At 41.6% G+C, this 13,972-nt stretch carries 14 protein-coding genes; 2 read left to right on the plus strand and 12 right to left on the minus strand.

Annotated elements, in window-relative coordinates; genetic code table 11:
• Window positions 1-10 precede the first annotated feature (10 nt).
• Genes DW981_RS05735 through hisH form a run of 4 tightly spaced genes read right to left on the minus strand, consistent with a single transcriptional unit; the run spans window position 11 to window position 4,427 of the window.
• A complete protein-coding gene (locus DW981_RS05735) occupies window positions 11-2,278 on the minus strand; it encodes a cell division FtsA domain-containing protein (protein WP_118507066.1) in 2,268 nt (755 codons plus the stop codon).
• Between the two features lie 57 nt (window positions 2,279-2,335).
• Window positions 2,336-3,016, minus strand: a complete 681-nt coding sequence (locus tag DW981_RS05740) for a uracil-DNA glycosylase (protein WP_022025959.1) — start codon at window positions 3,014-3,016, stop codon at window positions 2,336-2,338.
• 25 nt (window positions 3,017-3,041) lie between these two features.
• Window positions 3,042-3,800 (minus strand): imidazole glycerol phosphate synthase subunit HisF, encoded by a 759-nt coding sequence (hisF, locus tag DW981_RS05745; RefSeq protein ID WP_118507067.1) that lies wholly within the window; start codon window positions 3,798-3,800, stop codon window positions 3,042-3,044.
• A gap of 21 nt (window positions 3,801-3,821) precedes the next feature.
• Window positions 3,822-4,427: an imidazole glycerol phosphate synthase subunit HisH gene (gene hisH / locus DW981_RS05750; protein WP_022025956.1), complete on the minus strand. Its 606-nt coding sequence runs from the start codon at window positions 4,425-4,427 to the stop codon at window positions 3,822-3,824.
• Window positions 4,428-4,579: 152 nt separating this feature from the next.
• Here hisH and DW981_RS05755 point away from each other — a divergent pair, with 152 nt between their 5' ends.
• Together DW981_RS05755 and DW981_RS05760 are read left to right on the plus strand one after the other, a co-directional pair.
• Window positions 4,580-5,947, plus strand: coding sequence for an MATE family efflux transporter (locus DW981_RS05755; protein WP_118507068.1), 1,368 nt, complete (start codon window positions 4,580-4,582; stop codon window positions 5,945-5,947).
• Between the two features lie 193 nt (window positions 5,948-6,140).
• The gene (locus tag DW981_RS05760) at window positions 6,141-7,394 is read left to right on the plus strand and encodes a leucine-rich repeat domain-containing protein (RefSeq protein ID WP_118507069.1); all 1,254 of its coding nucleotides are present in this window, start codon (window positions 6,141-6,143) and stop codon (window positions 7,392-7,394) included.
• Window positions 7,395-7,465: 71 nt separating this feature from the next.
• Here DW981_RS05760 and DW981_RS05765 read toward each other — a convergent pair whose 3' ends face one another.
• From DW981_RS05765 to DW981_RS05795, 8 genes are all read right to left on the minus strand, one after another.
• Complete coding sequence (locus DW981_RS05765) at window positions 7,466-8,605, minus strand: type II toxin-antitoxin system HipA family toxin (protein WP_118507070.1); 1,140 nt, start codon at window positions 8,603-8,605, stop codon at window positions 7,466-7,468.
• Window positions 8,592-8,870 carry a helix-turn-helix domain-containing protein gene (locus DW981_RS05770; protein WP_022025951.1) on the minus strand — a complete coding sequence of 93 codons (279 nt, stop codon included), beginning with the start codon at window positions 8,868-8,870 and terminating at the stop codon, window positions 8,592-8,594. Before DW981_RS05770 ends, DW981_RS05765 begins: the two co-directional genes overlap by 14 nt.
• Window positions 8,871-9,112: 242 nt before the next feature.
• A complete protein-coding gene (locus DW981_RS15895) occupies window positions 9,113-9,646 on the minus strand; it encodes a glycoside hydrolase family 2 TIM barrel-domain containing protein (protein ID WP_279220180.1) in 534 nt (177 codons plus the stop codon).
• Entirely contained in the window at window positions 9,592-10,782 is a 1,191-nt protein-coding gene (locus DW981_RS15900; protein ID WP_279220181.1) for a glycoside hydrolase family 2 TIM barrel-domain containing protein, read from the minus strand. The genes DW981_RS15895 and DW981_RS15900 overlap by 55 nt, the downstream gene beginning before the upstream one ends.
• Before the next feature lie 66 nt (window positions 10,783-10,848).
• Window positions 10,849-11,319, minus strand: coding sequence for a flavodoxin (locus tag DW981_RS05780; protein ID WP_118507071.1), 471 nt, complete (start codon window positions 11,317-11,319; stop codon window positions 10,849-10,851).
• Between the two features lie 195 nt (window positions 11,320-11,514).
• Window positions 11,515-12,006 carry a DUF2798 domain-containing protein gene (locus DW981_RS05785; RefSeq protein ID WP_118507072.1) on the minus strand — a complete coding sequence of 164 codons (492 nt, stop codon included), beginning with the start codon at window positions 12,004-12,006 and terminating at the stop codon, window positions 11,515-11,517.
• 135 nt (window positions 12,007-12,141) lie between these two features.
• A complete protein-coding gene (locus DW981_RS05790; RefSeq protein WP_118507073.1) occupies window positions 12,142-13,377 on the minus strand; it encodes a hypothetical protein in 1,236 nt (411 codons plus the stop codon).
• On the minus strand, window positions 13,374-13,916 hold the full coding sequence (locus DW981_RS05795) for a leucine-rich repeat protein (RefSeq protein WP_022025942.1): 543 nt from the start codon (window positions 13,914-13,916) through the stop codon (window positions 13,374-13,376). The genes DW981_RS05790 and DW981_RS05795 overlap by 4 nt, the downstream gene beginning before the upstream one ends.
• Window positions 13,917-13,972 lie beyond the last annotated feature (56 nt).

Consider the following 13,972-nt stretch of genomic DNA (forward strand, 5'->3'; position numbering starts at 1 on the left):
TACTAAAGTCCTAACGGGTAACCCAGCGCAGGATAACGGCATCGTGCTCTGCTAAAGGCTGGCTGAATTCTGCATCCATACCATTTATCTTAATCTCCATATAATCGCCATGCGCCTTACTGGTGTCAATCGGGTAAATATCTAACACATCCACTAATATGTAATGTGTCTTTCCACGCAACGCATAAGGTTCGCCGTTCACCGTGATTGCAAAATCTTTCTCCGGATCAAAGCTCTGACTCTGCTGCTCATCTGTGATATTCTCTGTGTTTACCGTTTCTGACGATTGACTTTCATCTGTCGTATCTCCGACAGACATCGGTTCGTGCGATCGGTCTGTATCTGTCGTAGCACTGACGTTCCTTGGCTCCTGTGATGGAGCTATCTCTGTTGTATCACTGACAGGCATCGGTTCGTGCGATCGGTCTATAGCTGCCGTATCACTGCTGCCCATGGATTCCTGCGGCACAGCTTCCGTCTCATGAAACTTGTCCGTTATTTGGCAATCTACCGTGAAATTCTCATATACCTTTGTCTGCAGATTTGCCGGAACATGATTGACAAGTACTTCCCCCTCCGCAGCAATATCCATAAAGTCTAACAGCTGTTCCAATGTGTAATATGGCAATATCTCAATCTTATCTTCATTTTGAATTTCATAATACGCAGATACCAATTGCCCGTTTGCAGAGACAAAGCAAGGACAGTCGACCTTGGTGCCATTGACATAGAAAGAAATCGCACTCTTGTACTCCGGCAGTGCTTGTATCTCTATGCTTCCCGGCTTTCCCTTCGTCGATACTTCAATTTCTACCACATCATTTTGATGAATTGGCGTTGCAATGGAAGCTTCCTCTCCATTCACGCGGATAACCGCAGATTCTCCCGGCTCTCCCCGCTGCATACGTAAGTTTCCCTGTACATAATAGGCAACTGCATCGCCTCGCTGTGGAAATACCTTATCATTCGTAAGCCCTTTTTGAAGCGCAGCATCTATAACCGTAAGATTTCCCTTATCATAAAGCTTAATACGCTCCCCATTCACAGAGACGAACACAAAATTATTACGTTGCTCATAATAATTCATACATATACCGATCGGTGTAACCAGCAGAGAATCTATCTCTAAATCCTGACGCAGAAACGTAACCTCACGAAGCACTTCCGAACCACGCAATGCAACCCTTTCTTTTGCCACTCCCAAATACTCTGCCAGACATTCTGTAAATCCTGTGATCTTACCGCCGCCTCCGACAACAAACACCGCACTTACTGACTTATCTCCATTTAATTCTATGATCTTCTCTGCAACCTGTTTTGTGATCGATTGCACATTTTCTCGAACAACCTCTGCAACATCTGAAGACTTTACTGTCATCGGCAGTCCCATAATATCCTGAAATTCTACTTCTTCCTGCTCGGTACTCTCGCACTTTATGCGATCTGCTTCCTGAAAATCTACCAAATAATGTTTGGCAATACATTCTGTTAATTCGTCACCTGCCGCAGGTATCATGCCATAGGCGATAATACTGCCATCTTTCGTGATCGATATATCAGAAGTTCCCGCTCCAACATCAACCAATGCAATATTCAACAAGCGAAAACGTTCCGGTATTGCAATATTGATCGCAGCAATTGGCTCTAACGTCAGATTTTCGACATGTAAGCCTGCACGTTCCACGGCTGCATACAATCCATCCACAACTTCTTCCGGTAAAAATGTTGCGATCAACTCTGTACGTATTTTAGAGCATTTATGCCCCTCCAAATTCGTAATCGAATAATCATTCTGATAATAACGCATGACCGAGTAACCGACACAATAATATTTGAGTCCACTGTTATCAGACTGCCGCAATGTCTCATGTGCCTTTTCTACCGCAAGCATGTCAAGCGAATACACATGTTCTGTCGTCACAACAGTCTCTGTCGCAAAGGTAACTTCCGCTTCCTGCTCTACTGTCTTTAATACACGACCGGCAGCAGCAATACATACATTATTTAACTTCTTGCCCGTCAGCTGTTCCAATTGATCACTCACAGAACGGATCGTATCTGCTACTTTACCAATATCATGGATCTGACCATCTAACATTGCCCTTGTTTCATGCTGCACTGCGGCCTGTGCCACAACGACAAAATGACCGTCAGGCTGTCTATAACCGACCGTCCCCACGATACTTCTCGTTCCTATATCTAAACCAAACACAAAATCGTCCGGTAATTGTGCCTCTGCAGAAACTACTGCTTTCTTCTCTGCGTCACTTAAATTCATAATCCCAGAACCTCCCGTCCTGTTGGTAGTAATGTTTCTCGCTCATTATAGCACACATCAATGGCAATTTTCAATTTGCCAGTCGATCGGTGCGATACCATGCTCCTCTAAGAAACTATTTGCTTTACTGAAATGTTTGCATCCAAAAAAGCCGCGGTATGCAGACAATGGACTTGGATGCGGAGCCTTCAGTACTAAATGTTTCGGATTGGTCAACATCGGGATCTTGCTCTGTGCCGGTCTGCCCCAAAGCATATAAACGATCGGCCGATCCTGTGCATTAACTGCCTGAATGACTGCATCTGTAAACTGTTCCCAGCCTTTGCCCTGATGGGAACCTGCCTGATGAGCCCGCACCGTCAACACTGTGTTCAATAATAGTACTCCCTGATCCGCCCACTTCTTTAAGTATCCGTTGTCCGGGATATCACAGCCCAGATCATTGTGCAATTCTTTATATATATTTTGCAGCGACGGTGGTATCTCCCGCTGATCCTGTGGCACCGAAAAACTAAGTCCATGTGCCTGGTGCACATTATGATATGGATCCTGTCCTAATATTAGAACTTTCACTTTGGAAAGAGGCGTAAAATGGAACGCATTAAAAATGTCATCTGCAGGCGGATACACAACACACTTGCTATATTCGTCTTTCACAAAACAAAACAGATCTTTATAATATTCCTTGCTAAATTCCGGCTTTACCGCATCAAGCCAGTCATTGGTTATCATTGCCATTGGTACTCTCCATTCTATGCTCTTCCTACAATCGAACACTAATGCCCTGATCTCGTAAATATTCCTTCACTTCTCTGATCTCCAGCTCTTTATAATGGAATAACGAAGCCGCTAATACCGCATCTGCTCCCGCTTCCGTGAAGGCATCGCGAAAATGCTCTAACTTGCCCGCACCGCCCGATGCGATTACCGGAATTGATACATTATCCGAAATGATCTTGGTCAGCTCCAGATCATAGCCATCTTTCGTTCCATCGCAATCCATGCTGGTAAGCAGGATCTCTCCGGCACCTAATTTGTCTGCCTTCATCGCCCATTCTACCGCATCAATGCCCATATCAACTCTGCCACCGTTTTTATAAATATTCCAGCCACCATCCGGTCTTCTCTTGGCATCAATTGCCACAACCACGCACTGGCTGCCAAACTTTAGTGCTGCCTCTGAGATCAAGGTTGGATTGGCGATCGCGGCCGAATTGACCGACACCTTATCCGCTCCCTCTCTGAGCACCTGACGAAAGTCTTCCACGGTACGGATCCCGCCGCCAACCGTAAACGGAATAAAGACGGTTTCTGCAACACGGCGTACCATATCAAGCTTTGTTGCTCTGGCATCCGAGGATGCCGTAATATCCAAAAAGACAAGCTCATCCGCACCAGCCTGTCCGTATGCTGCTCCAACAATAACCGGATCTCCCGCATCTTTCAGATCCACAAAATTAACTCCCTTGACCACGCGTCCATTATTTACATCCAAACATGGAATAATTCTCTTGGTAAACATAATTATCGACTCTCCATTCTGTTAAAGGTTGCAAAAGTTCTTCAATATCTGTAATCCAATATCTCCACTCTTCTCCGGGTGAAACTGGCACGCAAATGTGTTGCCGCTTTCTACCGAAGCATGGATCGGTACGATATATTCGGTTGTTGCCGCCACGTCTTCCTCTCTTGCAGCCTGTAAATAATAGGAATGAACAAAATATACATATGCATCCTGTGGAATCCCCTGAAACAGTCTTGCTCCCTCTTTGATCTGAATAGAATTCCACCCCATATGTGGAATCTTGAAGCCTTTTTTCGGCGGAATTGCCTTGATCTTGCCCGGCAATACACCAAGTCCTTTTACGCCCGGCGTCTCGTCGCTTTCCTCAAAAAGCAACTGCAGTCCTAAGCAGATGCCCAGAAACGGAATCTGTTTTTCATTTACCTCACGAATCACAGATACCAAATTGTATTTATGTAGTTTTTCCATCGCATCGCCAAACGCACCTACACCCGGAAGAATGACCTTATCCGCTTTCAGGATTTCCTGTGGATCTCGTGTGATCTTTGCCTCTTCTCCCAAAAATTGCAGTGCATTTTCCACGCTGCGAAGGTTGCCCGCATCGTAGTCAATAATAGTAATCATAGTCGTCTCACCTCTGTAGTCGTTTTTGTAAGTGTACCACAACCATGGGTTGTTGTCGATATTATTTGCTCCTAGGCATTGAACATTTTACATCTGAGCAAGCAGTTGTTATACTTAATATCGAAAATTTACATAGTATAGGACTGATTTATATGAAACGAATAGACTTTGAAAACGGAACGGTTACAAGAAACATACTGGGTGCTGCTCTTCCAATGCTGATTGCTCAGATACTGAACCTACTGTACAACATAGTGGACCGCATTTATATTTCAAGAATCCCGGACGTTGGAACAAGAGCACTTGGAGCTGTCGGACTTTGTTTCCCGGTAATTACGATCATCACAGCGTTCGCCAATCTGTTTGGCGGTGGAGGCGCCCCTCTCTTCTCGATCTACCGCGGTCAGAAAGAGGAACACAAGGCAGGTCGGATTATGAATACTTCCTTTACTATGCTGTGTTTTGGTGCGATTGTCCTCATGAGCGTTGGACTCTTGACCGCCAGACCTCTGCTAGTGTTATTTGGTGCTTCTGCGGATACACTTCCCTTTGCACAGCCGTACATAATGATCTATCTGATCGGCACACTGCCATCCATGATTGCTGTCGGAATGAATCCATTTATCAATGCACAAGGGTACGCCCTGATCGGCATGTCCTCTGTGGCTGTCGGCGCTGCCGCTAACCTGCTGCTCGATCCCCTGTTTATTTTTGTGCTTGGACTGGGTGTCGAAGGTGCCGCTATTGCAACGGCGATCTCGCAATTTCTATCTGCCGCATTTGTTTTATATTTTTTGATGCGAAAAGCGGAATTAAAAGTACGTCTTCTGCGGAAATACGAATTTCGCGGCTGTTTTGGTTACGCCAAAAATATTGTCAGCCTCGGCACGGCAGGTTTTATCATGCAGCTTACCAACAGTCTTGTATCGATCTGCTGTAACCACGTACTTTCCATCACAGGTGGCGATATTTACATCTCCGTCATGACGATCATATCCAGCGTACGCCAACTCGTGGAAACTCCTATCTATGCGATCAACGAAGGCGCCTCTCCTATCCTAAGCTACAATTACGGAGCCAGGTGCCCGTCTCGTGTCCGTAAATCAGGACTGGTAATGAGCATCATGATACTGAGTTATACCGCTGTCATGTGGTGTCTCATCATCCTCGTTCCTGGGACACTGATCCGTGTGTTCAGCTCTGACCATAATTTAGTACAGGACTCTATCCCCGCACTCAAGCAATATTTTGCCGCTTTTATCTTTATGGATCTGCAATACATGGGACAGACTGTGTTCAAATCACTGAATAAAAAGAAGCAGGCAATATTTTTCTCCCTGCTTCGTAAAGTAATTATCGTAGTGCCATTAACCTATCTGATGCCATTTGCCTTCCATATGGGAACAGATGGCGTATTTCTTGCAGAACCAGTCTCCAATATTATCGGTGGCGGCATCTGCTTTATTACCATGCTCTCTATTGTTTTACCGGAGTTAAAGCGAATGGAGCAGGCGCAGTGAAACAAGACCTTCTGCACCACTGTATTCACAGTCTTCCAACCGTTCATCCATCAAATTTTATTATAAAATATTGATTGACGCCCATTCACTTGTCTAGTATAGTGAAAATTAAGAAAACACTATATTGAAGTTCGATATAAGAAGAATGCTGTGTAGTTCATAAAAACTATTTGGCAGCGAGGAGGGGAAAATAATGAAACGACAGATTGCTTTTCCATTGGTATTATCCATAACTATTTTATTGCTTTTAGGCGGAATGCTGTATGCAATTCTCGCTGCGCCCACGCAGTCAACCAAAAAACTTGCCATGACATCTAAACATCAGCCAACTCCAAAGATTACAGCTACCGCTGCAAATAAAGCTTCTGCAGAACCAACTATGCCAAACGATACCCCGGCACCACAAACCAAAATCACCAAAAAGTACATTCGTATACAGGCAACTGATTCTTCGTTGTGGAAATATAACCGCAAGACACACACTCTGATCATAACCGGAAACGGAGGCACCAACAGTGAGTCTGCAGCAATTATTGATGCAGACTCACAAATGGATAAGGATGATGGACAGCGATATAACATTGGAAGTTTTTCGTTAGATTCTACGGCAAAAGGTCGACATGCGGCAAACGAACTAATTACCAAAACCGAAAAGATCATTATCAAAGATGGCATTACAACGATTAATTCTGCTGCATTTGCTTCCTTTCAGTCTTTAACAAAAATAACTATTCCAAATAGCGTCAAAAAAATCGGAGATTTTGCATTGAAAGATTGCAAACGCCTACAACAAATAACTATCCCGGCTTCTGTTGTCAAAATTGGCGGTGGAGCCTTTGAAAATTGCACTAATTTATATGATATTAAATTTGAAAGCGGTTCAAACTGCAATTCTATGGAAAATTATCCAAATAATCCCGGATCAAGCCCTATTCAAAATTGCAAAAGTTTGAGAACCTTTCAAATGCCAAACCGCATTAAGTACATCAGTAAATACTTTTTTGAAGGATGTGATTCATTAGAGTCCGTTTCTTTCGGGAAAAATTTTCGTGGATATCAAATGACCTTCGGCGATGAAAATATTTTTGATGATTCGTCGTCATTGTTAAGTAAAAAATTGCAAAAAATAAAAGTTGCGAAAAGTAATCCATATTTAGAAAGTATTGATGGCATTCTATACGATAAACAGCAAAAAAGACTGTTGCTTTATCCAAGAGGACGGATTTCTACCACTTACCGCGTTCCCAAAGGAACCAAAAGCATGAGCGATTCCGCATTCCGTTTATGTGATCGTCTGCAAACCGTAATTATTTCAGACAAAAAGCTTAAGCTCCATTACAAAAGACTTTTTGAGGATTGCAAACATGTAACCCTGTATGTGAAAAGCAACTCGCAAGTGTTAAACTATGCCAAGAAATGCAACATAAACTATAAGATTATAAACTAAACGGGGACAAAAAGCACATTTTGATCTGTTACGCCCTATGCACATTTTAGCGTAATTGCAAACCGCAGCAATTATCGTGTGGAAATATATTCTCCCAACATTTGTTGTACACATTTTTGTACATTCTGCGCAATCTCCTCACAACTATCCTTTGACATTCCCGCCTGTACTCCTACCCTGACAAGTTCCTTAAATCCCGGATCCTTTCCATTGCCATCCACGGTTGTCGTGTGTTCGCCAAAGTGAGTAGTGCTATATGTGAGATCATAAGCAGGACTTAATTTCCAACGATCTGATCCCTCATCATACAAAAAGGAAAAATTTTTAGAATGGTCATCCCTGTTATGTGCAAACACATTGAAACACATACGACGATACATCTGCTCTCTCTGCTCATGATCGTCTGCAGTCAAAAGCTGTGTCAACTTCATCAAACTATGATAATCCAGACTTGGTTGTTCATAATCCAGTTCCAGCAAAGCTGCAGCCGTTGCCACATGAACTCTCTTAATTTTCCCATCAACTTTCTCCCGATCAAATCGCTGTATTCCAAAATATCCATCACAATTCTCTGACGGAAACAATTTTGTCTCACTCATGGTAATCCCACATTCCCTAGCGCACAACGAATACTCGTACTCCTGTCTGCCTATATTTTTTCCATCCACATGAGCCGGAAATTTAATGATCCAATCCTTTCCCTGATACTCCGTCATAATCTTTGGACGAGCACCACCACTTGTTCCGCCCAACTGATATAATTCATCCAGTTTGTCAGAATATTCGGTATTCAATATTTTTTGACACTGCCCTGCTAATTCATCCAGATCATCCATTCTTTTTTCCTGAGTGATCTCTATCTGCGGTTCATAAACAAGCTTTCCCATTCCTGAATTTCCCACTATTGCCAATCTATCTAATACTGTATAACTATCTGGATTCTTGCCTTTCTGCTGAAGAAGCCGATTTAGCAAAAGTCTTCCCCAAGCATCCGGAAGACTGTCTGCAAATATACCAAACAATCCGCCAAAATATGTTTTTTCCGGCACATACACCTTACTGCTTACCGGCAAAGAAAACGGACTGATCGATATCCCCCGTTCTATCCATTGATCACTATATTGAAATGCAACACTCCGATCCGGTGTCATTGCTAATACTCCTACAAGACAATCATCCCATAAAACATTTATACTTTTATTTGTTTTCATTGATAACCTCCTGAATATCTTGATACGGAATCTGTGTAAACGCATTCCGCAGATCGCCCGCAATATCCAATGCCATAGCTAATTTTGTAAGGCTAACCAGAGATATTTGTCCCGTTGTTTCAAAACGCTTGATTGATCCATAACTAACCCCACTCATATCCGCTAATTTTTTCTGGGATATCGACCGTCTCCGACGGATATTTCTCACCCGCTGCGCTAATTTCAAATCCAGTTCTTCAGCGGTTTCCCATACTAATCCTCTCATACGACATCAATCCTCCATACAGTTTTCCTTAACATGTGGATTACAATTTGTATTTTAAATGATATGGATAATATTTTATCTATTTTGTTGTATTATATGCAATAATAGACAAAATATTATCTCTTATAGTTTAACATTTATAATCGTTTTATGCAATCATATCGTACACCCCTAACATTTGCAACACTTTAAATGCCCCACTTCATCAGTAGGGCATATGTAACCTTCTTCTATAATCAACTTTAGTATTTTTGAAATATTTCCTTCACTTTTTCATATGCCAATTTGGGTCTTCGATATTCATCTACGATACCTTTATTATTCATCTCTCGCGGTCTTCCGGCAAACCACTCAGAACTGACACGCACATCACAAAACTGCCAAATATAAACGCCCATACACTCTGAAGATTCTAAACACGCTGTCAACTGCTCCGCCAAAGCTTCTGCCTGATATTCTTCCGTCCATTTTCCATGATAAGAATTGTGACAGCCATACAACGCTCCTGCCCCAATCTCCGACACAATAAACGGTTTATCTTTTCCTTTTCCATCTTCTTTAATCCAATCACACACTTCCGCCAAATACTGCCGCACCGACTTGTCTATATACCATCTTGGATATATATTACATGAAATCACATCCGGTAGATCAAAACAAATGTCCTGAAAAAATTTGCAGCTTGCAAAAGTACAGGGTCTTGTAGCATCTAACTGCCTGATCAGTGCAAATTGTTTTTGATAGCATGATCTTCCAACTCTGTTTCGCTGGCGCATTCATTTAGTATGCCCCAAATATAGATACTTGGATGATTAAAATGGTTCATTATCATTTCCCTGATAACATTTTCTGCCTGCGTCTCAAAAAGAGGATGACGCATTTCTGGTTCCTCTATTCCTCTTGCATGATTCTCTTCCCAAACCAAAATACCCAGTTCATCACACAAGTCCAAAAATATCTCATCATTCGGATAGTGCGCCGTACGAATCGAATTGGCGCCCATTTGTTGAATTAACATAAGATCATGACAAATTGCTGCATATGGTAATGCACATCCATAGTCTGGATGATCTTCATGTCTGCATACTCCCTTGATGCGAAATTTCTTTTCATTTAATAAAATTTCTTTTCCCTGCACCTTAATTTCCCGAAAGCCAAAACGGTCTATTAAGTCATCCATCACAATGTCTCCCACTTTTGCCTGTAGCTTTACCTCATATAATTTGGGAGAATCCGGACTCCATTCCTGCACATCTTCAAATATGAGTTCCGTAGACAATATCTGTCTGTCCCCTTTGTCGGACAGCAACTGCCAATCATAGATTACTCCTCCTATTTGAAGTGAGATCACCACATTCTCACCAATAAGCCTCTTTTGATCCAAAATATGGACCGCTACTTTCACGCCGGCTGTCCATTTCCCATTTTTATGATATGTTTTAACATGTACATATTCAAAATATAAGGCACCAATTTTCTCCAACACCACAGGACGCGATACTCCACCATATGACATATAATCATTCGGAATATGTAATGCACTTTTCTCCGTAAAACGATTATCCACCTTAATTTCCAACAAATGGGTTCCCTCTGTCAAATCTTTCTTAATAACAGAAAATGGTGTATAAGCATTATAATGCTGTGCAATCTGTTCCCCATCTAACAGCACTGTCGCTGTATGGCTCACTCCTTTACACTCAATACGGATATTTCCGCCAGCAGTAATTTTTTTACGAAAATAGGCTTCTCCACGGTAATTTGCAAAAAGTGGATTTGTTTCAAAGCATCCCGGTGTTGCCATCTGAAACTTTGTTCCTGCATAATCCCCCTCGCATGGCTCAAATTCCCATAAACTCCCTGTCAGTTCTTCCTGCATACGCACTTCATGTGTCTTAAATGTACGAATCATCGTTCTTCATCTCTCCTCAACAAATCTATTAATTTCTCATGATCTAAAACTTCGTCTGAAATACAATTACAAACTTTTTACCCACTCGCTAATCTCCTGTTTAGACATACGATTTAAGAGTTTTCCTTCCACGATCTGTGCATTAGGAGCCGATGGCTGTAACTCACTGACCGTGTTGCCAAATCCGCTGCCACCAGATGTTGCAAATAATACAATCTTTTTGCCGCTCAGATCATATTTCTCCAAAAATGTATTCACGATAGTTGGTGCAACATACCACCAAATCGGGAATCCTAAAATAATCTCATCATAAGAAGATACATCCACATTAGAATCTACGATTTCCGGTCTGATTGATTTGTCGGCCATCTCTACACTGCTTCGTGATTTTTTGTCCATCCAGTTGAGATCCGCTTTCGTATATGGAACCTTTGGTGCGATCTCGCACAGATCAAAATCGCCTGCCTCTGCGATCATTTCTGCTGTTTTCTTTGTTGTTCCGCTTGCGCTAAAATAAGCAACTAACTTTTTTGCCATAAAATAACACCTCGTTTCTTAAACATAAACAAATGTAGTTCTGCAAGAATCGCTTTAGCAATTCTTAGTGGCATAGCACTACATTATAAGCAGTTTTCCATAAAGTTAAAAATGTGCAGGAAGTTTTATTTCTCCTACACATTTATTATAATACTCCATTTTCAATTATGTCTACTACTTATATCGTATTGCTATCTATGCTTTTTGGGCATCTGACTGCTCTGTCGCCTTGCTTCCTTTTCTCTCAAAAATGGTGCGGAAGATCAAACGAACTAACGGTCCGCAATAGAACATTTGATAACAGATTGCCACCAGGAAATTCATCGCCCATGTTTGAATCCAAGTACCAAAGGTTTTCGTTTCCTTAAACAACAAAGTTGCCACAAGGCTCATGAGCGGACACATGATACAACAGATGCAAATAGAGATCGCGTAGGTGATGATCTGCGGTCTGTCGTCTGGTGTCACAACCGTAAACGCAAGTGCTTTCGCAATCTTTCCGACAATAAAAAATTCTAAGACAAATGCGACCGGCACCATAATCAGCAGTTCATGAACTGCTGCAAGAAAAGTCTCTCCGGTTACTTTTCCCATGTTTAACGCTACATTGTAAACGACCATCCCATATACCATGATCGTTGCCATAATGGCTGTGAATACGACATCTTGAAATTTGTTTTTTGGCATAAAAAAATCCTCCTAAAATAATAACTATTGTCATGTGTTGTTCGTTATCATCCCGGAGGATTGTGCGTTTCCAATAAAAACCATATAATGCTGTGAAATTATAACATATTATCTCTAAATATGTAATACCCAAAATTAATAATCATCAAATTTTTGTGCTAATTGAGTCAGATCAACCCCACATTTTTCTTTTATTTTGTTCAAAAACGCCGGTATGTCCACACCATAAAGATAATGCGTCAATGTCATTCCATCTGTATTCTTCTTATTACCATATAACCAAAAATACTTCTCCATTCCATCTTTACCATTGGTTTTGTCTCTGTCCTTTTGTGCGGCTTCCATCGTTTTTTCTCCTGTCGTTCGCATTTTTTTCAACGATTGTTTCTGATCCTTTGCTATCGCTTTTTGTGATAGCTCCGTCAAAAACAGCCGGTCTTTCCCTGCCAACACATCAATTTTTAAGGTTGGATATTTCTCATCCTTTGTCAGCGAAAATTTGAAAGTATATGTCACGGAAGAATCTGCCTTTTTGAAAGACACATCTTGGCGATATTCTTTTTTCGTATCGTTACGCACGATCGTAACCGAATAGTCGACATTATCCACCACGAGATCTATTACACGTCCACGAATCGTATCTGACTCATCCACATATAATTTCATTTTCTTCCATACCATACTGTACTTGTTGGTCATAAATTCACCGGTATGATACACAATATCATACTCCGTACATGCATCAGTAATCCCTTTCGGCTTCACATCCTCTCTGCTCTTCGTGACAGTCTGTCCTTTTTGCCAAAACATGCCAAGCCACTTTTGCATCTCACTTTTGAACGTAACTTCCGTCCCCATCGGTACAAACAAGGCTTCGGTCAATTCCGTCTCCAACATAAGATAATCTTCTTTTAATTCAGGGATCTGCAGGCAACTAACCCCTCCGGATTCTCCCACAAATCGCTTCTGTGTTCCATCATGAAAAGCATTAAAATGTACTGCCTTTTGGTCATTTAATAACACTGTCCCCTGTCCGGTCACCGTGTCTTTATCCATCTGAATATCAGACTGTACCGTGACCTTTTGCAAGCCACTTTTCCTTAATAACGCTTTCCATACATCGCCAAGTGTAATCTGCGTTGTTAGTCCCAGTCCTTCACTGCTCCTGTCTTTCCAATCTGCCTTCCAGTCACAAAGCTGTTGAATTTCTTCATCCAGCGTTCTCTTCTCCAATTGTTGAACATACTCCGTTGGCGGAAGCTTCTTTTGCTGTTCCTGCTTTTTATAATAGATCACGCCACCTGTACCCAATGCCAAAACAACAATAATACAAATAGCTGCCACAAACCATTTCTTTCTGCTCTGTTTCATAACCCCTCACTCCTTTTACCATAAAACAATATGCTGTTATCTATACAACCATCGGCCGCATCAATATAATTAAAAGCACTCTTCTCGTACTTTTTCACACCACCATCACATCTCCACTCTGAAATAGCACTTTTTAGAAAACTTCCTCTGCCTAGTTTTCGTAAATTTTTCGGTAAAACAACCTTTTCTAAATAATAATTGCCTCGGAAGGATAAAGGTGCCGTCTTGCGAACTGTATCCGGTACAACAAAGGTACTGCCCTTCTTACTCATCGGATAACAGATAAGTGTTGTCATTTTCTTATTGTATAACACACCATTTTGCGACCTGTACTTTGGATTAATCGAAGAAACACGAATATTTGTAATGTAGATTTGTGCCCCAAATGCCCCTTCTTCAATTTTCGTCACACTTACCGGAATATAAAGTTCCTTTATCTGTATATCACCAAACATATTGGCTGTAATGGTAGTAAATCCTTCTGGCAATTCCACATATAACTTCTCGTACGCATCGTCTCGTTCTCTGGCAAGATCCATACACCAACTAAGCCCGTAATCATCTGATAGTCCTTTACCTATCAGTCTTACACCAT

It is taken from the genome of Clostridium sp. AM49-4BH (assembly GCF_003478335.1).
GTDB lineage: Bacteria > Bacillota > Clostridia > Lachnospirales > Lachnospiraceae > Butyribacter.

Coding starts and splice junctions, on each gene's coding strand:
- DW981_RS05765 (WP_118507070.1), bottom strand. CDS start 8,605: ATGAAAACAAATAAAAGTATAAATGTTTTATGGGATGATTGTCTTGTA.
- DW981_RS05755 (WP_118507068.1), top strand. CDS start 4,580: ATGAAACGAATAGACTTTGAAAACGGAACGGTTACAAGAAACATACTG.
- DW981_RS05780 (WP_118507071.1), bottom strand. CDS start 11,319: ATGGCAAAAAAGTTAGTTGCTTATTTTAGCGCAAGCGGAACAACAAAG.
- DW981_RS15900 (WP_279220181.1), bottom strand. CDS start 10,782: ATGATTCGTACATTTAAGACACATGAAGTGCGTATGCAGGAAGAACTG.
- DW981_RS05785 (WP_118507072.1), bottom strand. CDS start 12,006: ATGCCAAAAAACAAATTTCAAGATGTCGTATTCACAGCCATTATGGCA.
- hisH (WP_022025956.1), bottom strand. CDS start 4,427: ATGATTACTATTATTGACTACGATGCGGGCAACCTTCGCAGCGTGGAA.
- DW981_RS05795 (WP_022025942.1), bottom strand. CDS start 13,916: ATGGATCTTGCCAGAGAACGAGACGATGCGTACGAGAAGTTATATGTG.
- DW981_RS05760 (WP_118507069.1), top strand. CDS start 6,141: ATGAAACGACAGATTGCTTTTCCATTGGTATTATCCATAACTATTTTA.
- DW981_RS15895 (WP_279220180.1), bottom strand. CDS start 9,646: ATGCGCCAGCGAAACAGAGTTGGAAGATCATGCTATCAAAAACAATTT.
- hisF (WP_118507067.1), bottom strand. CDS start 3,800: ATGTTTACCAAGAGAATTATTCCATGTTTGGATGTAAATAATGGACGC.
- DW981_RS05740 (WP_022025959.1), bottom strand. CDS start 3,016: ATGGCAATGATAACCAATGACTGGCTTGATGCGGTAAAGCCGGAATTT.
- DW981_RS05770 (WP_022025951.1), bottom strand. CDS start 8,870: ATGAGAGGATTAGTATGGGAAACCGCTGAAGAACTGGATTTGAAATTA.
- DW981_RS05790 (WP_118507073.1), bottom strand. CDS start 13,377: ATGAAACAGAGCAGAAAGAAATGGTTTGTGGCAGCTATTTGTATTATT.
- DW981_RS05735 (WP_118507066.1), bottom strand. CDS start 2,278: ATGAATTTAAGTGACGCAGAGAAGAAAGCAGTAGTTTCTGCAGAGGCA.